This window comes from Pseudomonas sp. KBS0707 (genome assembly GCF_005937945.2).
In the GTDB taxonomy this organism is placed as follows: Bacteria; Pseudomonadota; Gammaproteobacteria; order Pseudomonadales; family Pseudomonadaceae; genus Aquipseudomonas; species Aquipseudomonas amygdali.
In genome coordinates this window covers 16,463-36,733 of record NZ_CP041755.1, presented here as the reverse complement: position 1 = coordinate 36,733, position 20,271 = coordinate 16,463, and the positions used below count along the sequence as shown (strand labels likewise).

General features: G+C 55.2%; 17 protein-coding genes and 8 pseudogenes. 11 read left to right on the top strand and 14 right to left on the bottom strand.

The genetic code is table 11. From position 1 onward, the window contains the following. Positions 1-581 precede the first annotated feature (581 nt). A pseudogene (locus tag FFH21_RS31245) lies at positions 582-1,757 on the top strand (methyl-accepting chemotaxis protein); the annotation flags it as partial. 45 nt (positions 1,758-1,802) lie between these two features. Beyond that, positions 1,803-2,672 (top strand): methyl-accepting chemotaxis protein, encoded by an 870-nt coding sequence (locus tag FFH21_RS31240; RefSeq protein ID WP_371217933.1) that lies wholly within the window; start codon positions 1,803-1,805, stop codon positions 2,670-2,672. An 860-nt stretch (positions 2,673-3,532) separates the two neighbouring features. Here FFH21_RS31240 and FFH21_RS28925 read toward each other — a convergent pair. Then, complete coding sequence (locus FFH21_RS28925) at positions 3,533-4,072, bottom strand: hypothetical protein (protein ID WP_050772298.1); 540 nt, start codon at positions 4,070-4,072, stop codon at positions 3,533-3,535. A gap of 89 nt (positions 4,073-4,161) precedes the next feature. Next, a complete protein-coding gene (locus FFH21_RS28920) occupies positions 4,162-4,392 on the bottom strand; it encodes a hypothetical protein (protein ID WP_019331426.1) in 231 nt (76 codons plus the stop codon). Positions 4,393-4,603: 211 nt separating this feature from the next. On the opposite strand from FFH21_RS28920, the pseudogene FFH21_RS28910 reads away from it, so the two are divergent. Continuing rightward, positions 4,604-5,836: pseudogene (locus FFH21_RS28910) on the top strand (IS91 family transposase). A 233-nt stretch (positions 5,837-6,069) separates the two neighbouring features. Here the strand turns inward: FFH21_RS28910 and FFH21_RS28900 are convergent. Genes FFH21_RS28900 through FFH21_RS30775 form a run of 3 tightly spaced genes read right to left on the bottom strand, consistent with a single transcriptional unit; the run spans position 6,070 to position 7,030 of the window. Continuing rightward, entirely contained in the window at positions 6,070-6,363 is a 294-nt protein-coding gene (locus FFH21_RS28900) for a hypothetical protein (protein WP_011282485.1), read from the bottom strand. 47 nt (positions 6,364-6,410) lie between these two features. Continuing rightward, positions 6,411-6,725, bottom strand: a complete 315-nt coding sequence (locus FFH21_RS30780) for a hypothetical protein (RefSeq protein WP_324611814.1) — start codon at positions 6,723-6,725, stop codon at positions 6,411-6,413. Continuing rightward, the gene (locus FFH21_RS30775; RefSeq protein ID WP_230383698.1) at positions 6,716-7,030 is read right to left on the bottom strand and encodes a hypothetical protein; all 315 of its coding nucleotides are present in this window, start codon (positions 7,028-7,030) and stop codon (positions 6,716-6,718) included. The genes FFH21_RS30780 and FFH21_RS30775 overlap by 10 nt, the downstream gene beginning before the upstream one ends. A gap of 91 nt (positions 7,031-7,121) precedes the next feature. On the opposite strand from FFH21_RS30775, the gene FFH21_RS28890 reads away from it, so the two are divergent. After that, positions 7,122-7,322: a type II toxin-antitoxin system VapB family antitoxin gene (locus FFH21_RS28890; RefSeq protein ID WP_004644067.1), complete on the top strand. Its 201-nt coding sequence runs from the start codon at positions 7,122-7,124 to the stop codon at positions 7,320-7,322. Continuing rightward, on the top strand, positions 7,319-7,696 hold the full coding sequence (locus tag FFH21_RS28885; protein WP_003344395.1) for a type II toxin-antitoxin system VapC family toxin: 378 nt from the start codon (positions 7,319-7,321) through the stop codon (positions 7,694-7,696). The genes FFH21_RS28890 and FFH21_RS28885 overlap by 4 nt, the downstream gene beginning before the upstream one ends. On the opposite strand, the pseudogene FFH21_RS28880 reads toward FFH21_RS28885, so the two are convergent. After that, a pseudogene (locus FFH21_RS28880) lies at positions 7,686-8,033 on the bottom strand (conjugal transfer protein); the annotation flags it as partial. The gene FFH21_RS28885 and the pseudogene FFH21_RS28880 overlap by 11 nt on opposite strands. 229 nt (positions 8,034-8,262) lie before the next feature. Here FFH21_RS28880 and FFH21_RS28875 point away from each other — a divergent pair. Then, positions 8,263-8,460 (top strand): annotated as a pseudogene (locus tag FFH21_RS28875) (transposase); the annotation flags it as partial. On the opposite strand, the gene FFH21_RS28870 reads toward FFH21_RS28875, so the two are convergent. Together FFH21_RS28870 and FFH21_RS28855 are read right to left on the bottom strand one after the other, a co-directional pair. Further along, complete coding sequence (locus FFH21_RS28870; RefSeq protein ID WP_032704248.1) at positions 8,436-10,706, bottom strand: hypothetical protein; 2,271 nt, start codon at positions 10,704-10,706, stop codon at positions 8,436-8,438. The pseudogene FFH21_RS28875 and the gene FFH21_RS28870 overlap by 25 nt on opposite strands. Before the next feature lie 761 nt (positions 10,707-11,467). Next, positions 11,468-11,983, bottom strand: a pseudogene (locus FFH21_RS28855) (IS110-like element ISPsy16 family transposase); the annotation flags it as partial. A gap of 199 nt (positions 11,984-12,182) precedes the next feature. On the opposite strand from FFH21_RS28855, the gene FFH21_RS28850 reads away from it, so the two are divergent. Continuing rightward, positions 12,183-14,132 (top strand): bifunctional diguanylate cyclase/phosphodiesterase, encoded by a 1,950-nt coding sequence (locus tag FFH21_RS28850; protein ID WP_011282440.1) that lies wholly within the window; start codon positions 12,183-12,185, stop codon positions 14,130-14,132. 123 nt (positions 14,133-14,255) lie between these two features. Here FFH21_RS28850 and FFH21_RS30765 read toward each other — a convergent pair whose 3' ends face one another. Beyond that, complete coding sequence (locus FFH21_RS30765; RefSeq protein ID WP_230851229.1) at positions 14,256-14,699, bottom strand: hypothetical protein; 444 nt, start codon at positions 14,697-14,699, stop codon at positions 14,256-14,258. Between FFH21_RS30765 and FFH21_RS28840 the strand changes: the two genes are divergently transcribed. Both FFH21_RS28840 and FFH21_RS28835 read left to right on the top strand, forming a co-directional pair. Then, entirely contained in the window at positions 14,622-14,813 is a 192-nt protein-coding gene (locus FFH21_RS28840) for a Com family DNA-binding transcriptional regulator (RefSeq protein ID WP_003381760.1), read from the top strand. The two genes, FFH21_RS30765 and FFH21_RS28840, sit on opposite strands and share 78 nt — an antisense overlap. 11 nt (positions 14,814-14,824) lie before the next feature. Next, the gene (locus FFH21_RS28835) at positions 14,825-16,120 is read left to right on the top strand and encodes a glycoside hydrolase family 68 protein (RefSeq protein WP_011282490.1); all 1,296 of its coding nucleotides are present in this window, start codon (positions 14,825-14,827) and stop codon (positions 16,118-16,120) included. Between the two features lie 147 nt (positions 16,121-16,267). Here the strand turns inward: FFH21_RS28835 and FFH21_RS28825 are convergent, their stop codons facing one another. From FFH21_RS28825 to FFH21_RS28795, 5 genes and pseudogenes are all read right to left on the bottom strand, one after another. Further along, positions 16,268-16,612, bottom strand: coding sequence for a TrfB-related DNA-binding protein (locus FFH21_RS28825; protein WP_054082685.1), 345 nt, complete (start codon positions 16,610-16,612; stop codon positions 16,268-16,270). Positions 16,613-17,418: 806 nt separating this feature from the next. Next, positions 17,419-17,703, bottom strand: a pseudogene (locus tag FFH21_RS28815) (Tn3 family transposase); the annotation flags it as partial. A 162-nt stretch (positions 17,704-17,865) separates the two neighbouring features. Beyond that, on the bottom strand, positions 17,866-18,279 hold the full coding sequence (locus FFH21_RS28805; protein WP_011282452.1) for a TrfB-related DNA-binding protein: 414 nt from the start codon (positions 18,277-18,279) through the stop codon (positions 17,866-17,868). A 61-nt stretch (positions 18,280-18,340) separates the two neighbouring features. After that, a complete protein-coding gene (locus FFH21_RS28800; protein ID WP_005622028.1) occupies positions 18,341-18,628 on the bottom strand; it encodes a helix-turn-helix domain-containing protein in 288 nt (95 codons plus the stop codon). After that, positions 18,628-18,905, bottom strand: a pseudogene (locus FFH21_RS28795) (type II toxin-antitoxin system RelE/ParE family toxin). Before FFH21_RS28795 ends, FFH21_RS28800 begins: the two are co-directional and overlap by 1 nt. Positions 18,906-19,112: 207 nt before the next feature. On the opposite strand from FFH21_RS28795, the pseudogene FFH21_RS30290 reads away from it, so the two are divergent. Continuing rightward, positions 19,113-19,277: pseudogene (locus FFH21_RS30290) on the top strand (recombinase family protein); the annotation flags it as partial. Between the two features lie 817 nt (positions 19,278-20,094). Further along, positions 20,095-20,229, top strand: coding sequence for a hypothetical protein (locus FFH21_RS30760; protein ID WP_011282443.1), 135 nt, complete (start codon positions 20,095-20,097; stop codon positions 20,227-20,229). Positions 20,230-20,271: the final 42 nt, after the last annotated feature.

Genomic DNA, 20,271 nt, shown 5'->3' with positions numbered 1-20,271 from the left:
TCCGAAAGAGGATCGCTCAACGGACGCTAAGCAATCGATCGGTCAAGGTGGCTTTACCAGCCTCATCGATGCCGTGAACGGCGAATACGGCCTTGGCTAGATCGATTCCCACGGTAATAATTGGCATGGACTTCCCCTCCTGTGGTTTTGATGCAGGTTTGACGCTTCATCATGGCACTTCGATGCCGATTCGCGACTTTCGCCGCGCCCTTGGGACGGGGAAGTCCCTTTCATTCGCTAGCGTGAATTTTGTCAGGTTGAGATCATAGAAGTTGACGGCGATCCGTCAGGAAATACAGAAAACCCTCCTAGTCTGACCCGGTGCTGGTGAGCGGCCTGACGCCGGGTTGAGGTGTACTTCTTTCGGACACAGCCCAAGCGGCACGAGGGCCTGCACGCCCCAGCCGGAAACGACCCCTTCTCAGGCTCACGTTCTGCGTGGCATTGCCGATAGGTCTATATTCAGCTTATGGCCGTCATTGAACTTCGCAATGATGACTTGCCACTGGCGATGTCATAGCGCCATCTATTCATGTAGATGAGCTGTTTTGGCATCGCAAAACTGACCTGCACCTACCGTGATGCAAAGAAGGGTGTTTCTTGAGCCTGATCAGGCACCTTCAATTAAAACGAGAAAATACATGAACATTCTTTCGCCTGGTATCAGCCTTACCAACCGCCTGCGCTTCCCTGCCAAATTTGCCGTTTTAGCCGTAATTATCGTTATTCCACTGGTCATTCTCGGTATGAGGGTGTTCAGCAACCTGAATTCAAGAATCGATAGCGTCGAGCAAGAGCGTGTCGGTCGCGAATACCTGCTTACCGTCACGCCTATTCTGCGGCTTTCCATGCTCCAGCGCGCGCACACCAACCGTCTGTTGTCAGGTGATGCGTCTGCTGCTCAAGACCTTGCCAATAACCGCAACCAGCTTGAAACGGCCTTCAATAATCTTTCCGATATGGATGCTCGCAAGGGCCCTGAGCTGGAAACAGAGAATCGCGTGCAGCGCCTTCGCGAAAGTGCGCGCTCACTGATGGAAGGTGTCAAACCGGGCCTGTCGCCGGACGATTTGTTTGCTCAGTGGAACGAGCAACTGGCGCAGACGCTCAACTTTATCTACTACGTATCGGCCACCTCTGGTCTGGTGCTGGACGATGATCCTGCGACGCTGTTTCTGATCGACCTGAGTACCATTCGTATGCCCAGGGAAATCAACGTGGCCGGTCAGGTCCGAGGTATCACTGCGGGCATTAGCACAGGACAGGGCCTGACCGCCTCGATGCGCGGTTCGCTCGACAGCCTGTTGAAGCTCGAGTTGCTGTTCCGTGGCGAGCTTGAGCAGAGCGTCCGTTTGCTCAAACGACGTTCTCCGGAACTGGCCAACCGCATCAATGATCCGATCGCCACGGCCACCACGGCAATGGACAGTTTCCGCAATGAGTTGCAAGCCTATGTCAAAGGCCCGGACTTCTCGGCGCAAAGGGGTCAGGCGCTCGGTGCTCAGGGGAACGTTGTGGTCGCTGCCCTTTATAAGGCACAAGACGAAATCCAGGTTGCACTGCAGGACCAATTGAATTCCCGCTACACCTCGTTGCTTGAGCTACACCAGATGATGATCGCCATGTGCGTGATCGTGGGTTTGTTGCTGCTCTATGCGTTCAGTAGCATCTATCGCGCCTTGCGTATCGCCATCGACAGCCTGTTGGGTGTCACCCGTCGACTGGCCGACGGTGATCTGAGTGCGCGAGTGCAAGTGGTCAGCAAGGATGAAGTGGCCGATATCGGTAATGGTCTGAACCTGATGGCAGAAGCGTTTTCAAGCTCCATCTCACACATGGATCGTACCTCGTATGAACTGTCTGACGTGGCGGCGCGACTGGGCACTTCCATTGGTCTGGCCAAGCAATCGATGAACGCGCAGCAGGCCGAGACCGAACAGGTGGCCACCGCTATCAACGAGATGACTGCGAGCGTTGCCGATGTGGCGCAGAACACCGAAGGCGCAGCATCGGCTGCTGACGAGGCCAATACCGCTTCGCGTAATGGGCTGCGCATCATGCATCAGGCCCACACAACGATTCAGGCCCTGGCCGATGAAGTGGAAGTCAGTGCCCAGAAGGTTCAGGCGCTGGCCTTGCACAGCCAGTCGATTGGCGGCGTCATTCAGGTGATCAGCACTATTGCCGATCAGACCAATCTGCTGGCCCTCAACGCGGCCATCGAGGCGGCACGTGCCGGCGAGCAGGGTCGTGGTTTTGCGGTCGTGGCTGACGAAGTCCGCACGCTGGCATCGCGTACTCAGGCGTCTACTGAAGAGATCCGCAGCATCATTCAACAGCTGCAAAGCGCGACCGACGCTGCCGTGCAGCAAATGCAGGCAGGGCAGCACAAGGCTCAAGCGTGCATCAGTGCGGCCAGCGAAGCATCCGGCAGCCTGTCGAGCATCAGCGAGGGTGTCGAGCGTATCGTCGAAATGAACACCCAGATCGCCAGCGCTGCCGTACAGCAGCATGCGGTTTCCGAAGACATCAACCGTAACGTCATGGAAATTCGCAACAGCTCCGGGACCTTGATGCTGGGTATCGACAACAACGCAGTGACCGCCGACGAACTGGCACGGGTTGCCAACGACATGCGCAATGTCGTCGCACGTTTCAAGCTGGTTGTCTGATCAGACCGGCACAAACTGCCGAAATGTCTGTCACGGGGTGTGGGGAGTAACGGAACAGAAAGTGCACTTAAGGGTAGCCCGCAGAATTCGGACAAAATCGTACATTAGCTATCGTTTGCGGTCATTTTTTTAGCAATATAACAATACTTTTCAACGACTTACTTTTTTAGGCGTGTCCGTTTGAAGTACACCTCAACCCGGCGTCAGGCCGCTCACCGGCACCGGGTCAGACTAGGACATTTACTGTATTTCCTAACGGATCGCCGTCAACTTCTAGGACCTCAACCTGACAAAATTCACGCTAGCGAATGAAAGGGACTTCCCCGTCCCAAGGGCGCGGCGAAAGTCGCGAATCGGCATCGAAGTGCCATGATGAAGTGTCAAACCTGCATCAAAACCACAGGAGGGGAAGTCCATGCCAATTATTAGGGGGTGTACGCCGGAATCCCAGAAAATTCCGTCGGAAAACATCACCAGAGTGGTTCCTGGCTGCTTGTGTTACCCGATACGGTTTTCCGTACATATTTGGCCGCTCAATCAAGCCGTTTTCGGCTTGGCGGCGTCGCTGCCGGAAAACAACTGTTTGGCGTCAATCCGCACCAGTACTGGCTTCCCGCCCATGACGGAAATTTCTGGGATTCCGGCTTACAACCCCTATTACCGTGGGAATCGATCTAGCCAAGGCCGTATTCGCCGTTCACGGCATCGATGAGGCTGGTAAAGCCACCTTGACCGATCGATTGCTTAGCGTCCGTTGAGCGATCCTCTTTCGGACAGACCCTTAGGTTCGGCTCATGGAGAAAGAAGGCCAATAGCCACTATCCTTAAGTCGGTTGGCTGTTCCATTGCTCCCCGGACCCCTATTTGCAATGTTGCGTGGCCAACGCCTCAATGCGCGGATTGAATTCTTCTGGCCGCAGGCTCTCCAGTGGGCCGTGTTGCGGCCACACCTGGAGAACATTGGCGCGTCGCTGAGGTATCGGGCCACCGCAGTATTGCGGACCTATAAGCCAGGTCGGCACGTTATGCCAGGCATAGTGCATGTACATCATGCGTGCACAATCTTCCAGCTGGTCAAGGTCATTGGCCTCATCGGCAAATACAACCAAAGCCACCAGTTGATTGCATACTTCACAATAGACTTCCTCAACCGGGACCTGCCCACGTGGCTCAGATAACCGGACGGGGAGGGCTGTAGGACGTCCACGACCCAATGTCGTTTCCAGACGATGGGTCAGTGCCTCGCTGATAGGTTCAAACACCTTGAGACGCTGCGCTGTCATGGGGTCTTGCGGATCGCCCGCGACTTCACTGGAGATTCGCGTTTCACCGTCAACCGTGGATTCGATCACCAACCTGCCCAACTCACCCATATCTATGTCACGAAAGGCGTACACCATCCCGTCAGGCAAGGGCTGGCGGGTAACAGAAATGTTAGGGGGCAACCAAAAATCGCCGCCTGACGTATCGGGGTGATCGGTCCGTGTTGTCATGCTTCGCTCCAATGCAACGCTGACCCACCAAATCGGCGCGCCAGGTGTTCAATCTCGGTGATGCCATATAGGGAAAGTGACGGTGACACCGTCACATTACTCCGCGCAGCCACATCACACGCCACATTCCACGCGAAACCGCGTTCTCGACGCAATGCTTGCAATCCTTTGATCACCAATTCACGTTCAGCGTCTGACAAGCCTTCGATCATGGTTACCGGCGGCATGACTGTGCTCCTGTGCGACAAGTGGGCCTATCAAAACTTAGTACCCATCACGGGTACGGTGTACATAGGAATAGCCGCCCAACACAATGATGAGTAACACGCACCAGCGAGTGAACAGGGCAGCCTGCGGCTGCAAATCGCCCGTTCTTACGATCGCGTAGCAGCAGAAACATCGATTTGAGCTTTGCCATGAGGCCCGTTATTGACCATCATGAAGCCTGCTTACCCACCGCTGCTGCTTCAGATGAGTCCTGCCTACACACCTCGACCGCTCAAAAACCTCTTCACCGCTAACCAGTGCTGGGCACACCTCCTCGAGGAGGGCGGCTTACGCGACATCGAAGTCGAGTCCGTCACCAAAATGCTCGCCTGCGGCACCTCGATACTGGGCGTCAAACACTACACCTGCGGCAACCACAGCTGCCCGCACGTCAAATACCTGTGCAACACCTGCCATTGCCGGGCCTGTCCCTCCTGCGGCAAAAAGGCCACCGACCAGTGGATCACCGTGCAAAACAACCGTCTGCCCGACTGCCCCTGGCAGCATCTGGTGTTCACGCTGCCCGACACGCTATGGCCCCTGTTCTTCTACAACCGCTGGCTGCTCGATGCGCTGTTTCGGCTGGCGGCCGATAACCTGATCTACGCCGCCAAGCGGCGCGGTTTGCGCGTCGGGATTTAAGGGGCGCTGCACACCTATGGCCGGCGGCTCAACTGGCATCCCCACGTCCACCTGTCGGTGACCGCGGGCGGCCTGGATGAGCAGGGCGTCTGGAAAAATCTGTCGTTCCACAAAGAGGCCCTGCGGCGGCGCTGGATGTGGCTGGTGCGCGATTACCTGCTGGGACAGCCGCTTTCGCAACTGACGATGCCGCCGCCGCTGGCCCACATCCTCTGTGAAAGCGACTGGCGCCGTTTGATACTGACCGCTGGTGGCCAGCACTGGCACATCCACTTGTCGAAGAAGACGAAAAACGGCCGAAAGACCGTCAATTACCTGGGCCGCTACCTGAAAAAACCGCCCATCTCGGGCAGTCGTCTGGCGCATTACACCAACGGGGCCACGTTGAGCTTCACCTACCTGGATCACCGCACACAGACCTATCAGCAGGAAACGCTGAGCCAGGCCGACATGCTTTTCCGGGTGGTGCAGCACATCCCGGAGAAGCACTTTCGGATGATCCGGTATTTTGGATTTCTGGCCAACCGCGTCTGTGGCCGACAGCTACCCCGGGTGTATGAGGCGCTACGCATGGAAAGGCGTGGCAAAGCGCAAAAACTGTATTTTGCGCAGATGAGCAAAGCGTTCTTGCATCGGGATCCGTTCAGCTGCGTGCTGTGCGGAGCACGGATGGTTTATACCGCAGCCATCGCCGGCCTGACCGTGCAGGGCTTGATCAACAACGCTCAAAGCATCGCGCAATTGAGGTACGTGCCGGCCTGATACGGGAGAGGTGCGTCCAAAATCTGGAAAAGGTACAGAAAAGTTGCTTTCAATCCATTTTTCGGCGTGGGTGATGGGTTAAAAAAGCTTTTTGCCGACATCGACGCCACGTTGGCATCACGCCGAGGGGACCTTTTTCGGCGGATTACCTTGTATAGGAATTATTGAAATTCCTATGCATGAACGTGAGCGAGTCAAGCTGTTGGAGCGTGAGAACCGTCAGTTGCGTCAAGCTAACGAGATCTTGCGTAAGGCCTCACCTGGCGTTGCGTCGAAGGGTCGAGGCGGTCCATGTCTGAAGGCATGCGCATGGGCATCTGCCAGGGTTCGAGCAGCATGACAGGTGACCAGACCAGCAAGGCCGGCAGACTGAGCCACAGGCTGACCGGGTACAGGACGCCTCCCACCACAGACCCGGCAAGGCCCAGCGTCAGACTACCGGGGCCCATCAACCACTCAGCCAGTGCCGAGTGGTAAACCCGCCGATTTAGGCGCGTGCGTTCGACGGCGTAGTCATTGGGGCGCATTCGACACCTCCTGAACCTGGCGGGCAGGTTGCTCATCGAGGAAGGCTTTAGTCACGCAACAGCGTCTGCGGCACATAGCGCCCATCGTCGCTGATCACCCAAGGCGTGCCCGGTATGCGATACGCCTGATAGGCCGTCTGGTTGATCCCCAAGGCCTTTTCTGCCACATCGCACGTGCCTGCTGGTTGCGCCGCTTTCACTTCCACCCCTTCCGACGCCGGCTTTAACTGGGTTTTCCCAAGGTTTACACCCTCGGGGGCTGCATCAAACAGGCGATCCCACGCGGTTTTGCGCTGCTCAGGCGGCAAGCACAGCACGGGCGTAATGGCGGCGATCGACTTTTCCTTACCAATCACCGGCACAGGAAACACCACCACGTTGAAGGCGTCGGAGAGCGTGTTGAGGGACGACTCCAGACGCTGGCAGTTCGGGCAGCCAGTAGCTCATGGGTTTCGTCACTGTCATGGGTTTCAAGTGAGAATTCAAAACCCTGAACATCGCGGCAGACCACACCGTCATTGCTCAGATAAAACGAGTGCTGATGGCGAAGGTCCAGGGTGCAAATCGTGCGCGTCACGATACCTTCTGCCTGATCTGCCTGATAGACAACAAGCTGATCGCCTTGGATGTCCACCGAAAACAGGGCGCGCAAAGATGCCGAGGCCATGGGGTTTCCTCTTTTAAAGTAAAGAATTAATAGTGTTTTCTGGAATCAAATTTGATGTAGAGTTACATCAAAATTGAAGCAAGGAGTCATCATGAGAACGACCGTCACCATCGACGATGCGTTGTACCAACGTGCTCTGGAAGTCGCCGATCCGGCGATGGACAAGGCCGACCTGTTCCGTGAAGCCGTTCAGACGTTTGTGCGCATTCAAGCGGCTAAACGATTGATGGCTTTAGGGGCCACACTGCCAACGATGGAAGACATCGCCCGCCGACACGAGAAGGCACTGTGAAAGGCGTCCTGGTAGACACCTCCGTTTGGGTTGAGCACTTTCGCAACAACAGTCCAGAACTGGTGAACTTGCTCAGCCAGGACCGGGTACTCATACACCCCATGGTGATCGGAGAACTGGCGTGTGGTACGCCGCCTGATCGTTCCAACACCTTGACCGACCTTGGCGACCTACGAGGTGCACAACAACCCACGGTGAGTGAAGTCATAGCCTTTCTGAACACCCACAAGCTCTATGGCCTGGGCTGTGGACTGGTGGATATGACGCTCCTGGCCTCCGCGTTATTGAGCGGCACAGCGCTTTGGACGTTAGACAAGCGCCTGGAGCGTTTGGCTAGCCGCATGGCCGTGTCATACCAGCCTCCTACTCACTAGGCTCATCAACCACAGGTGGCTGCGCGGCATACACCGCCGTCATGACAGGAAGGTCAGAGGCCTCCCGGCGTTTAGGCGTGATGACATGTCGCGCAAATACCAGACCGATGCTTTCCAACTCGGCCTGCAAGCCATCGATGGCCTGGGTCACCATCAACCCAGGACGTGGCAGCCCCAGCTTACTGGCATGGACTTCTGCCCGCGCCTGAGCCTGAACACCGGCGCCTTCCACAAACACCTTGGCCGTGTCGGCACTGTGCAAGGCATACCACAAAGTACGGTTAACCCCCTTGAGCCAGCGAAAGCGCGCCGGCGCCAAGCGCAGATCGCGGCCAACCACTCTGGTGATGTTTTCCGACAGAGTTTTCGGGGATTCCGGGGTACAGCCCCTACTTGATGCTTTTGTTGATGCAAGTCAATGACAGGCGCTCTTGGTTTTGTGCTTGTGGAACCTAATTGCTATGAACGCCAACTAAAGGCTGCGTTACCTAACTCACGAGAAATGAATCGCCCCGGGTTTCGTAGACACCTCCATGCCTTAAACTGAGGCCCAAATAGGAGGTGCCATGAGTCGTCAGCGTTACCCCGAAGAATTCAAGATCGAAGCGGTCAAGCAAGTGACTGAAAAAGGCAAACCTGTGGCCGATGTCGCCCAGCGCCTGGGCATGTCCGTGCACAGCCTCTACGCCTGGATCAAGGTCTACAGCAAGCCCCAAGAGCAGCGTCAGCAAGATGACACTTATTCCTGCTGCGTGCGGGCACTAGGGCGACGGCGCAAATTCTGGCCGAGACTGCTGTTTAAAGCCTGTCGAGCAGTGCTGATCGCTTGCTCCGCACCCTGCAACGCATGCTGACTATGGCGATTGGCACTCGCCTGCATAACCGGCGCAAGGTTGCCGCGCATGAATGTCTCCAGGCTCGTTGGCTTAGGGTTACCTTCGCGGAAGTTATTCTTTGCGTTGATTGCCGCAAACTGCGTCTGAGCACCGATGAATGAGGCCGCAAGGCTGTAGGCACCGAGAAATCCGACAACCGCATTGGGGATATGACCTGCGCCGCCGCAGATCGCTGCAGCGAGTTTATTGACGATCGAGGGTGTGAACTGGCCGGCCAGGCCGAACATGGATACGTCCGTGGAGACCTTCTGCGTCCACTGGGCCTTGAGTTCGCCCTGCTTTGCGTACTTCACCTTGGTCATGTTTTCCAATACGTGCATGCCGCCGCTATTTACGCAGTCGTCGAAAGCCTTCTTTACTTCTCCGTCCGGCAAATCGGTCAAGAAGTTCGGATTCCCTTCGCGGATGGCTTGAGTCACCGCAGACATGTCGGCCGACAGCGCCTTATAGCGTTCGACTTTTGCGCGGATCTCGGGAGGAGTGATGCTTGAAGTGTTTTCAGGCAAGGCATTGAGCGCATGCCCCGCCTCGCTGATTTCGACGCCAAGCACTTTTTGTCGCTGTTTCAGGTTCTCTTGGGTCGACTTGACCATGTACTCCGACACCGAAGTGAAGACCCCGCGCAGCTTCGCTTGGTCGACGTCGCGGTCCGGGTCCATTTCCTCACCGGCCAAATAGCGCTGCTTACCTTCGGGCGTGAAGGCGTCGTAGAACACGATAGCTGCCTTGACATTGAATTTCTGCTTGTTCCGCTCGTCCAAGCCAGCCATAGGCGACTGTAATAGCGAGATCGCTGCCGCATAGGAGGTACCGACAGCCGGGCTTGCGAGCGCGTTGAGCCCCTCAAAATGGCTTTTCCGGTCAAGAGCAGGATTCATGCGTGTCGGTATCTCGTCTCTCTTCAGACCTGACAGTCCGGAGGTCAACGTACCGCCCGACGCGCGGAGACTGCGCGGGATGCGCTGCCAATCATTTCCTTCCTTCTGGCGAAGGTTTGAAAACTCGGCTTTCAGCGTAGTCTCGCGTTGCTCAAGCATGTTCGGGCGGCTTGCCTCTTCCAAGGCTCTAAGTGATTCCCGAGTCTGCGGAGCGGTGTTCTGCAGCGCATTATTGACGCCCTCTAGGGCCTCGCGCAGACAATTGAAGTGGGTATCGCTCAAATGATCGAAAAACAATTCAAGTCCTTCGTCCGTTTCGAGAAACTTTGGATCCCTTATCCCCACCGACGTAATCGCGGCCTGCACAGCATCATCGAAAGAAGTCAGAGCACGACGCGTGTCCTCGTTCAGGCCCTCCAGAGTCTGGGCTGCGGCATCCAACCAGATCTCGTCATTGACTTCGCCTTTGGCCAGCACGGTTGGCGCATTACGTCCGCGGATGTTGTCGCACAACGAAACAATGGCAGGCTGAATGCCGCCGGCCATGAACGGCTTGGCGGCCGCGAACGCAAGCGCGCTGCCGAAACCAGACCACGGTCCGTGGACGGCGCCGATGAAGCTTGACGCACCGAACGTAAGCATACTGGGTAACGCGCTGCTGATAGGGTTTGGCAGGCCAGAGTTGAAGCTGAACTTTAGGAAATTGTTCACATCACCGCCATGCATGCCCCTAGAGGCATATGCCATTACACGGATCGCATCGTCGTCTATCCGAGCAGTCATGGTCTTCGCGCAGATGTTCTCATGGCCTTCGCTGGCGTGGCGCTCGTCGTGTACCCGAAAAGTTTCGCAGAGCTTAAGGTAGAGGTCAGGGTGCGTGGGCGCATTTTTGGCGGCCAGATAGGCAGTCTGCAATTGGCTGAGGTCTTCCGGCTTGCGCGACATCACAGTCGTCCCGTCCGGTATGACCTTGGCCGCCGCCGTGATGTCTCTAACGCGCGCCGTGGTAAGTTGCTCTGCGGTCTGCGTCGTTGCAGCGGTGGCCTGCATTCCCTCTGTTTGCGTGATGCCACTTATTTCATGAGAGCATGACGCTTCTTGCCCAAGATTGGTTAGAGGATTGTAGTGTTGTGTTGCACTAACTGATTGAACGGGCTTCATCGCTGCCTCGACATTGTTGTTTATTTGACCAGCCGGCAAGAGCCGACGCCCCGCCAATGAGTGTTCGAAAATCACAGGAGGGTTCCAAAGACAGCTTCGAAACAGAGTCTGATAATAGACTTGGCAGGATTGCTGGGCCGCTGCACAGCCAAAGCGCTGAGGGACATTTTATGAACGAGATTCCTACCCCTGTCACGGGGTTCATAACGTGTCGTGTACTGAGCCGCTTCAGGCCAAAGACAATGTATGACTATCCCATTCTGGTTTGGATCGAATTCGAGCGACAGTGAGATGATTCAGTCCAATTGATTTCCTGGGGAGGGCACACAGGAACCCTGATCACAAATGCTAGAAGGGTGAACATCTTACGCAACGAATGGGACATGCGGTCGGTGAACTCATCACCCGACTAAGCCGTCATGCCTTGATGGCTGGTGGGCGGATCCACAGAGACGATCCGTATGCCTCGGTTATCGATTGCCTTCTTGGGGAGCCTAGAGAATTCGGAAAAAATCGTACTACAAGGGCTTCCCCATTGAGCACAAGCCCAATAGTTGCTGTTTGACTCAGCTGCATATGCCGGATCGACGTAAGAAGGTGAAGGACTGCGGTACTACAAACGGTCATCTTGAGCTGATCGCTCGGACCCTGATGAAAGACGCACGTGAGGGCCTCGTTCGCTAACCGGGACTGAATTTCCCATACGATTTTTCAGGTATCCCCCACGCAGGTCCAACCCGCTTCACATCAACGACGGCAGTGCACATTGATCCTTTTATCCGCTCATGATCCTCGCCCTAACGCCTTACAAGGTGATCAGTCATGACCTCTGGTGTTTACGCGCCCGTTGGTTCTGCCTGTTCAGGCTTGAACGTGTCGCCGTAATGCAGAACGGCCCAGGCCATCCTCGCATTCTTGGCGGCAATCGCCACGGCCGCACGCCAGTAACCCCGTCGCTCTATGAGGTTGCGGATCCAGCGACTGAGAGGGTCTTGCTTATCGCCCAGGTTGGCCATGACAGATCGAGCTCCAAGCACCAGTAGACTGCGTAAATAGGCATCCCCGGCTTTGGTGATACTCCCCAGGCGCTGCTTGCCGCCGCTACTGTATTGGCCTGGCGTCAAACCGAGCCAGGCAGCCACTTGGCGTCCGTTTCTGAAGTCGTGCCCATCTCCAATACTGGCCACTAAAGCACTTGCAGTGGTCGAGCCAACCCCACGCAATTGCAGCAGCCTACGGCTACGATCATCTTCGCGAGCGATCTGATTGATGGCTCGATCAAGTTCCACCAGCCGATCCTCGATATGGCTGGTGTGCTCCAACAGTTCACTCATGCACCGTCTTGCCCAGCCACCTCCGGCTCGTCGTATCCGTAATACTGACGGTGATCCTTCTCGATCACGTCATAGCGCGCCAATGCTCAGTCCTGTTTTACCGTAAAGAATTAATTATCGCTGCCGAGAGCATTACAGGTGAGCAGGTTACAACCTGGCTCGCATGATGAGCAGCAAGCCGCTTGCGCTTTGAATGTACTGACAGAGAAGCCTTGCGATGCTGAAAAAAATGATGGGGGCCTTGCGCACCCTGATGTCCGTGCCCTCCGATAATCCTCGGCTGCTGCAAGCTCAATACATCGCATTGTCCCGACAACTGCCGCTGATGTACTTCGTGCTGTTGGTCAACACCTGGGCGCTTGCCTTTACCCATTGGGCAACTGCCCCGATGTGGCTGACGTTGCTGGTACCGACAGTCCTTACCATCGGGTGCGGCATTCGCGCGCGCAAGTGGCTGCTTACGGTAAACAAGCCGCCGCCAGCTTCAAGCACTATTCTCGAGACGCTTCGCGGCACCAATAGGCTGGTGGGTATCATCTCCACCGCATTTGCGGCATGGTCTTTATCAATGTACCCCTATGGCGATGCCTATACCCAGGCGCAAGTGGCGTTTTTCATGGGCATCACCGTGATTGTGTGCATTTTCTGCATGATGCATTTGCAGTCTGCAGCCTTGATTACCGCAGTGATCGTCAACACAGCGTTCGTTATTTTCTTCGCCTCAACACACAACATCACGTTTATCGCCACGGCGGCAAATATTGTGCTGGTATCGATCGGCATGCTGATCATTCTTCGCTATCAGTACCGCGCCTTCACCAGCCTGGTGAACGCCCAGTTCAAGACTGAACAACTGAGCAACGCGAACCTGTTGTTGGCCAATCGGGACAGCCTGACCGGCCTACCTAATCGTCGGCATTTTTTCCAGACACTGGATACGGCGATGAACGAGGCACTGCTACAGCGGAGCGGGCTAGCGGTGGGTGTGCTGGATCTGGACGGGTTCAAGCCTGTCAACGACCTGTATGGCCATAGTGTCGGTGACCGGCTGCTGATGCTGGTCGCTGAACGGCTGATCAGCGCTGTCAGCGATACCGTGCAGGTATCGCGGCTGGGCGGTGACGAGTTTGCACTGCTCGTCAAGGGCGACATCAGTGACGAAGCGTTGCTGATGTTTGGCAAGCACATTTGCACGTTGATACATGAAGGTTTCGAACTCTCGGAAATACCGATCCAGATCGGCGCGACCCTGGGTTTCGCGACGTTTCCGGCTACCGCCGACAATGCCGCCCAACTGTATGAATATGCAGATTACGCCCTTTATCAAGGGAAGAACCACAACCCCGGGTCCACTTGCCTGTTTTCGGCCAGTCACCGTGAACAACTTAATGCCGATGGCGTAACCGAGCAGGCATTGCGTCGGGCGAACCTGGAGACGGAGTTTCACGTCTTGTTTCAGCCGATCATTGAAAGCTGTACACGCGAAACAGTGGCTTTCGAGGCGCTGGCACGCTGGAACAGTCCAGAACTCGGCGCGGTATCGCCTGCGCATTTCATTCCAATTGCTGAGCGGATCGGCATGATCAACGAGCTGACCGCCCCTTTGTTGACGCAGGCACTACAGCGAGCATTGTCCTGGCCGTCGCCGATCAAGCTGTCGTTCAATTTGTCGGCCCATGACTGCGCGACTTGGGAAAGCGTCAAGAAAATTGTCGAGATAATAGAGAACAGTGGTTTTGACGCCTCACGACTTGATCTGGAAATCACTGAAACGGCCGTCATGCAGGACATTGGGCAGGTTCAACAGGCGATTGCCCAGTTTCGCCAGCTAGGTTGCGGTATCTCCCTTGACGATTTTGGCACCGGTTACTCCAGTCTCAGTCAGTTGCACGCCCTAGCGCTGACCAAACTGAAGATTGCTCGCAGTTTTGTGACGAGCGTGCATGACAATCCGACCAGTTACAAGATCGTCAAGTCGCTGGTAGCCCTGAGCCTGGACATGTCGTTGGACTGCGTGATCGAGGGTGTCGAGACGCAGGACGAGCTGAATATGCTGACGAGTCTGGGCTGCACAATGGTGCAAGGCAACTTCTACAGTCCGCCGATAACGTTCGCCGAGACACTGGTGTGGATTGAAACACCGGATGACGAGCGCACGTTCGGTTAGCCGGACTCGCTCAACGTCTGGCTTTCCTAAGGCAGTCGCATTAATTGCCCTTAGCCGTCGCAGCTATTTCGAAAATCCAAAGCCGCCGATTGAGGCCTTCGCCAATCAGATGTCGCATTTATTTCAGAAACCGACACTGGTCGCAAATACCATGAGCTGAGTGGCACATAATCCGAGCCAGCGGCTACTGATAGTCGCAATTAATGCGAGCCCGCAGGTTTTCGATTGCAAGCTGATACACGTACCGTTTATCCAGGTCAATGGCGCAGCTGTGGTCGAACTCATGTTGAACTCCGGCCAAACTCGACCTACCCCGAAACTGCCCCTTTCCAGCCTTTCCGGAGGGAGGTAAAAAGGCACCACGATATGCGATTTGCGCCTCAGGGCAGCCGCCGGATACGGGCTTTTAAACAGCGCCAAACGGTAAATTGCGATCCCCCAAACCCCGCCCAGCCGGGGTTTTTTATTGGGCGAAGCACAAGGAGACCAATGCAAATGTTGAAAGACTACCGATGCGGGCAGTGCAAGAAGCTGCTGGCCCGCATGGGTGACTACACCGAACTCCAAATCAAGTGCTCCCGCTGCGGGACGCTGAATCATGTGAAGGCCGTGAGCCTTGAGTTATCGCCTTTGAGCGAAAGAGGTACAGCAGCGTCGCTGCTGCCTCCCAAAGCTATTTAAAGGTATCAATTATGTCCACTAGCAGCTCTGCTGTAAGCCAGCTCAAAAATAGTCCTCTAGCAGGTAACATCAACTACGAACCCACTGTCTGGTCCCGCGCCGATGCGCTGAAGGTCAATGAAAATGACCCGACCACCACGCAGCCACTGGTCAGTGCGGACTTTCCGGTCATGAGTGATACGGTATTCATCTGGGATACCATGCCGCTGCGCGAGCTGGATGGCACGGTGGTTTCGGTCAACGGCTGGTCGGTTATCCTGACCCTGACGGCTGACCGTCACCCCAATGATCCGCAATACCTCGACGCCAATGGCCGTTATGACATCAAGCGTGACTGGGAAGATCGTCATGGCCGCGCACGCATGTGCTACTGGTACTCGCGTACCGGCAAGGACTGGATCTTTGGTGGTCGTGTAATGGCCGAGGGGGTATCGCCCACCACTCGAGAGTGGGCGGGCACACCCATACTGTTGAATGACAAAGGCGATATTGATCTTTATTACACCTGCGTCACACCCGGCGCAGCGATCGCCAAGGTACGTGGCCGTATTGTGACGTCCGATCAAGGCGTGGAGTTGAAAGACTTTACCCAGGTCAAAAAACTGTTCGAGGCCGACGGAACGTATTATCAAACCGAAGCGCAGAACTCGAGCTGGAACTTTCGCGATCCCAGTCCGTTCATTGATCCTAATGACGGCAAGTTGTACATGGTGTTTGAAGGCAATGTCGCCGGTGAACGCGGCTCGCACACAGTAGGGGCTGCCGAACTTGGCCCTGTGCCGCCGGGTCATGAAGACGTGGGGGGTGCCAGATTCCAGGTGGGTTGTATCGGTCTGGCGGTTGCAAAAGATCTCAGTGGCGAAGAGTGGGAAATACTTCCGCCATTGGTGACGGCCGTCGGCGTGAACGATCAGACCGAGCGCCCGCACTATGTCTTTCAAGACGGCAAGTATTACTTGTTCACCATCAGTCACAAGTTTACGTATGCCGAAGGTCTTACAGGGCCAGACGGTGTCTACGGTTTTGTCGGCGAACATTTGTTCGGTCCGTACCGGCCAATGAACGCTTCCGGCCTGGTGCTCGGCAATCCGCCCGAGCAGCCTTTCCAGACGTATTCGCACTGCGTCATGCCGAACGGTCTGGTGACCTCGTTCATCGACAGCGTGCCCACCGAAGGCGAGGATTATCGTATCGGCGGGACCGAAGCGCCGACGGTGAGAATCCTCTTGAAAGGGGATCGCTCGTTCGTGCAGGAAGAATATGACTACGGTTATATTCCTGCGATGAAGGACGTGACGCTAAGCTGACACGTCGTTCTCATATGAGGCCTAAAGAACGCCTGTGCGAGCAGGCGCTCTTCGTGCGTTCAGCCCAGCAGCTCGCTCATCACGATAATTTGCCCGGCTAGCCACGAACATCGGCATTGATAGGTAGATGGAAGTCGCTACAACTACTTAGCCTGGCCAGGGTCCTAACCGTTCTTCTGCAAAACCTGCAGGGAGTTCATGCGAAGTCCTAAGCATCCTTGCCAGATCCAGGACCTCACGGGCTTCCGTTGGCGGCAGCCACACCTCTACCTTCACCCAGTCGGTAGGCAATGCTTCCATTCGGGCTCTAATTCGGGCCATCAAACGGTGCACCACCTGCCTAGCCATACCAGTGGCTGCAGCTGCCTCGGCCACACTAGCCCCCATGACCAGGATTAGCCTGGCGGCATGCCGTGATCGATCAGAGAACGCCCTGCTTCGGCTCTGGCCTGCCATTATTTCCATGACTCGCTCAAACGCTTCAGGACTCATCAAGCCACAGCTGGAGCCTGGGCTGATCAACCGGACTAGGGGTCCGGGGAGCAATGGAACAGCGAACCGACTTAAGGATAGTGGCTATTGGCCTTCTTTCTCCATGAGCCGAACCTAAGCGTCTGTCCGAAAGAGGATGGTGTTCCAGTAGATAATGATTGCGGTGAGCAGGTTGAGCCCAGCAATCCGGTAATTGTAGCGGCCTGCAATCGAAATGGCCTCGACCTGCAATCATCGCGTTTTTCGACCGGGATTGATTGCGTCTATCCGGCACCGCGAACCAGCATTGACTGCAAACGAACCTGCACCCAGCCACTTCGACCTGCAATCGAGCGCAACCGACCAGGATTAAATGCGACTGAAAAACCGATGATTTAGCGTCCATCAAACAGTGGTCTTCAGGAGCTGGGCTAAGTGCACATTCTATTTCGTTACTCCCAAACCCTGTATTCCAGAGCACCATAGTGGCGGTCACAAGATTCAGTCCTCTACCCCAATAGCGCTTTTGTCTCTTTAGGCTCTAGATTTTGTGACAGTACTATATCAAAAATGAAAATCAGCCCTATTGAGACATAAAAAACGCCTCAGACACGCGTCCCGCAAGGGTGTGCTCAAATGAGACATAAGCGGCGAGCGATCACTCGCAAATAATTCCGGTTCATGACAGTCGATTGCAGGTCGAACCAGATGAACGCAGGTTCATTCGCAAATAATCCCGGTTTGCTGGCTCGGATAGACGCAATCAATCCCGGTCGAAAAACGCGATGATTGCAGGTCGAGGCCATTTCGATTGCAGGTCGTTACAGGTAATGCTGCCCTTCGCTTGTGCGGTCACGTATTTCGCCCTGGCGGCCGATGCGCAACGCATTCTTGAGAGCATGGTGAGCCTCACCCTTGTTAAGGCCGATCTGGGCGCGCCGCTGCATGTCCGTGTCTAGAATCCACTCAATAGTAAAGAGTGTTCGCTCCACACGGCCAACCTCACGCAGAGCAACCGCCAGATCGTTCTGACGCGGGTAGAGGATTACGGGCGCGCTTGGTCTGCACAGCGCGCAGGCCGAGAGGCCGGAGGCGTTAGAGCCGACTCGCCGGCGTGGATTGAAGCCCGAAGGGGCGAGACGGGTCGGCTTCATGGCCTGGCTCAATGCGCAGCACGTAAGCCCGGCCCTGAGCGCAGCGAAGGGAACGCACGTCAGAGGTTGTCAGCGGTCAAGCTGCACCGAGGCTGAAACAGCCAGGGCACGCCTCTCCTATTACGATCGAGCAGATCTGAGTGATTGAGCCAAAGCCAGAACGTCACCTGCAGCTGCTGGGGGAAGCCAGGCTTCAACCTTGACCCAATCAGCCGGCAAATCCTCCAGGCGTGCCCGAATGCGTGCCATAAGCCTGTGAACCACCTGCCGGGTCAATCCAGTCTCCAAGGCTGCTTCGGACACGCTGGCACCCATGACCAAGACAAGCCTGGCAGCACTTATCGAGCGATCGGAGAACGCCCGACGTCGATTCTGGCCCGCAAGCACGGCCATGACCCGCTCAAATTCGTCCGCGGCCATCAGGGCGCAGGGTGAAACAGGACTGATCATCCTGATCAATTGGGCAATCTGGGCGTTGCTGTAGTTCTGAGTGATCTTCGTTGCAAGACCAGGCAGGTCAGGATCGACAATCATAGGGGCAGACCAGGCTGAAAGAAGTCAAAACTACAGGAATCGCAACCACATGTAACCTGTATCAAGCTGCAGTTTTGACACTGACTTCAACGTGCATGCCGCCCTGGGCGAGCATGTTGATCAATCGATCCACGCTGAAAAGGTCGATCTTCCCGCGCTGGAGTTCTGAAATGCGGGGTTGCGTTACGTTGAACAGCTGCGCAGCGTCAGCCTGCGAGAGCTGACGCACCTCGATAAAGTCTCGGATAGCCGTCATTAGGCTGGTGCGAATACGCATGTTTTCTGCTTCGGCTGGTGAGTCCTCCAGGGCGTCCCAGACGCTGCTGAAGGCTTGATTTGATTCAGTCATTAGTTCAACTCCTTAATCAGTTCTTTCATCCGCTTGGCGGCGAGGTCAAGGTCATGCTTGCTCGTTTTTTGCGTCTTCTTTTGGAAGCAGTGCAGGACATAAACCGCCGTCGCTAATTTCGCAATGTAGATCACATGGGCTTCCAATCGTCAGGATCATTGCCCACCTGCACCCTATCCAGCTGAAAGCCGGCCTCACGGCGGGCAGAGATCGGGAACGCTCTCAGGTCGTTTAGAGCTGAGCCCATAAAGATGATTTGTTTGAGGACTTTGTTCATGGACTAATTATACGAGATTACGTATATCTAGCCTCTTTTATTTTACCTGCACTTTTGTCACCACATGGTGCTACTTATTATCGTCAACATAGGGTATACCCCAAGTGACACAAAAATCAGCACGAACAGATTTCAGCTTTGCACACTTAACGTACACCCAATTTGATACAATGATTTGACTACACCCAAAATGAGACAGATCTACCGATGTTCATTCGTGCATACCTTCGAGCATCGACCGATGACCAGGACGCAAGTCGAGCGCGTCATTATTTGGAAACGTTTGTCTCCGGCTACGGCAAGGCCATCGCATCGTGCTACATGGAAAATGCCAGTGGCAGCCATGCCGACCGCCCGGAATTAATCCGACTAGGTGTAACGACCTGCAATCGAAATGGCCCGGACCTGCAATCATCGCGTTTCTCGACCGGGATTGATTGCGTCTATCCGAGCCAGCAAACCGGGATTATTTGCGAATGAACCTGCATTCATCCGGTTAGACCTGCAATCGACCGTCATGAACCGGAATTATTTGCAAGTGATTGCTCGCCGTTGATGTCTCAGATAAGTACACTCTTGTGAGACGTATGGCCGAGACGCTTTTTGCGTCTCAATAGGGCGGCTTTTAATTTTTGATACGGTACGTTCACAAATTCTAGAGTCTAAAGAGAAAAACTTGACTATGGCACCTTACGGAGGTAAGAGGTTGGAGCTTCCAACAGCAGCGCTACCGGGCTACCGGGCTACCGGACTGAATCGTGTGATCGCAGTACAGGGTGCGGGGAGCAATGAAACAGAAAGTGCACTAAGCCGAGTGCATGCGCGTAAACCCCGCTAAAATCATCGGTTTTCAGTCGCATTTAATCCTGGTCGGCCGCTCTCGATTGCAGGTCGAAGTGGTTGGATGCACGCTCGTTTGCAGTCAATGCTGGTTCGCGGTGCCGGATAGACGCAATCAATCCCGGTCGAAAAACGCGATGATTGCAGGTCCGGGCCATTTCGATTGCAGGTCGTTACACCTAACCACAGCAATACGCGAAGAAATCAGCATGGCTACTCAGCATTCTACGGAGACATCCAATGTAGCCCGTCACGATGACGCACTGAAGCGTTGACTAGCTGATTTAGAGAGTTTATTTTTGATATTGACTGCTTTCGCAGTCTAGAATTTTTTAAGGATAAACTAAACATGAAAACTACTTTTGAAAGCACTAAACCAGCACAAAAACTTTCAATAGCGGCCATGCAGTATATCGCTGCTCGCCAAGCTGCCGCTAAAAATAATGGTGGTGGTGGTCACTGCCAAGGCGGCGGTGGCTGGTAAGCAATTCGTGCGTCGGTCGCCTTTGGGCGATCGACCTACCCT

Excerpts from the sequence above, each read along its gene's own strand:
- FFH21_RS28890 (WP_004644067.1), top strand. The coding sequence starts at position 7,122 with ATGAGAACGACCGTCACCATCGACGATGCGTTGTACCAACGTGCTCTG.
- FFH21_RS28835 (WP_011282490.1), top strand. The coding sequence starts at position 14,825 with ATGTCCACTAGCAGCTCTGCTGTAAGCCAGCTCAAAAATAGTCCTCTA.
- FFH21_RS28840 (WP_003381760.1), top strand. The coding sequence starts at position 14,622 with ATGCAAATGTTGAAAGACTACCGATGCGGGCAGTGCAAGAAGCTGCTG.
- FFH21_RS28925 (WP_050772298.1), bottom strand. The coding sequence starts at position 4,072 with ATGGTGTACGCCTTTCGTGACATAGATATGGGTGAGTTGGGCAGGTTG.
- FFH21_RS28920 (WP_019331426.1), bottom strand. The coding sequence starts at position 4,392 with ATGCCGCCGGTAACCATGATCGAAGGCTTGTCAGACGCTGAACGTGAA.
- FFH21_RS28805 (WP_011282452.1), bottom strand. The coding sequence starts at position 18,279 with ATGATTGTCGATCCTGACCTGCCTGGTCTTGCAACGAAGATCACTCAG.
- FFH21_RS28825 (WP_054082685.1), bottom strand. The coding sequence starts at position 16,612 with ATGAGTCCTGAAGCGTTTGAGCGAGTCATGGAAATAATGGCAGGCCAG.
- FFH21_RS30775 (WP_230383698.1), bottom strand. The coding sequence starts at position 7,030 with ATGGCCTCGGCATCTTTGCGCGCCCTGTTTTCGGTGGACATCCAAGGC.
- FFH21_RS31240 (WP_371217933.1), top strand. The coding sequence starts at position 1,803 with ATGGCAGAAGCGTTTTCAAGCTCCATCTCACACATGGATCGTACCTCG.
- FFH21_RS28850 (WP_011282440.1), top strand. The coding sequence starts at position 12,183 with ATGCTGAAAAAAATGATGGGGGCCTTGCGCACCCTGATGTCCGTGCCC.
- FFH21_RS30760 (WP_011282443.1), top strand. The coding sequence starts at position 20,095 with ATGAAAACTACTTTTGAAAGCACTAAACCAGCACAAAAACTTTCAATA.
- FFH21_RS28800 (WP_005622028.1), bottom strand. The coding sequence starts at position 18,628 with ATGACTGAATCAAATCAAGCCTTCAGCAGCGTCTGGGACGCCCTGGAG.
- FFH21_RS28900 (WP_011282485.1), bottom strand. The coding sequence starts at position 6,363 with ATGCGCCCCAATGACTACGCCGTCGAACGCACGCGCCTAAATCGGCGG.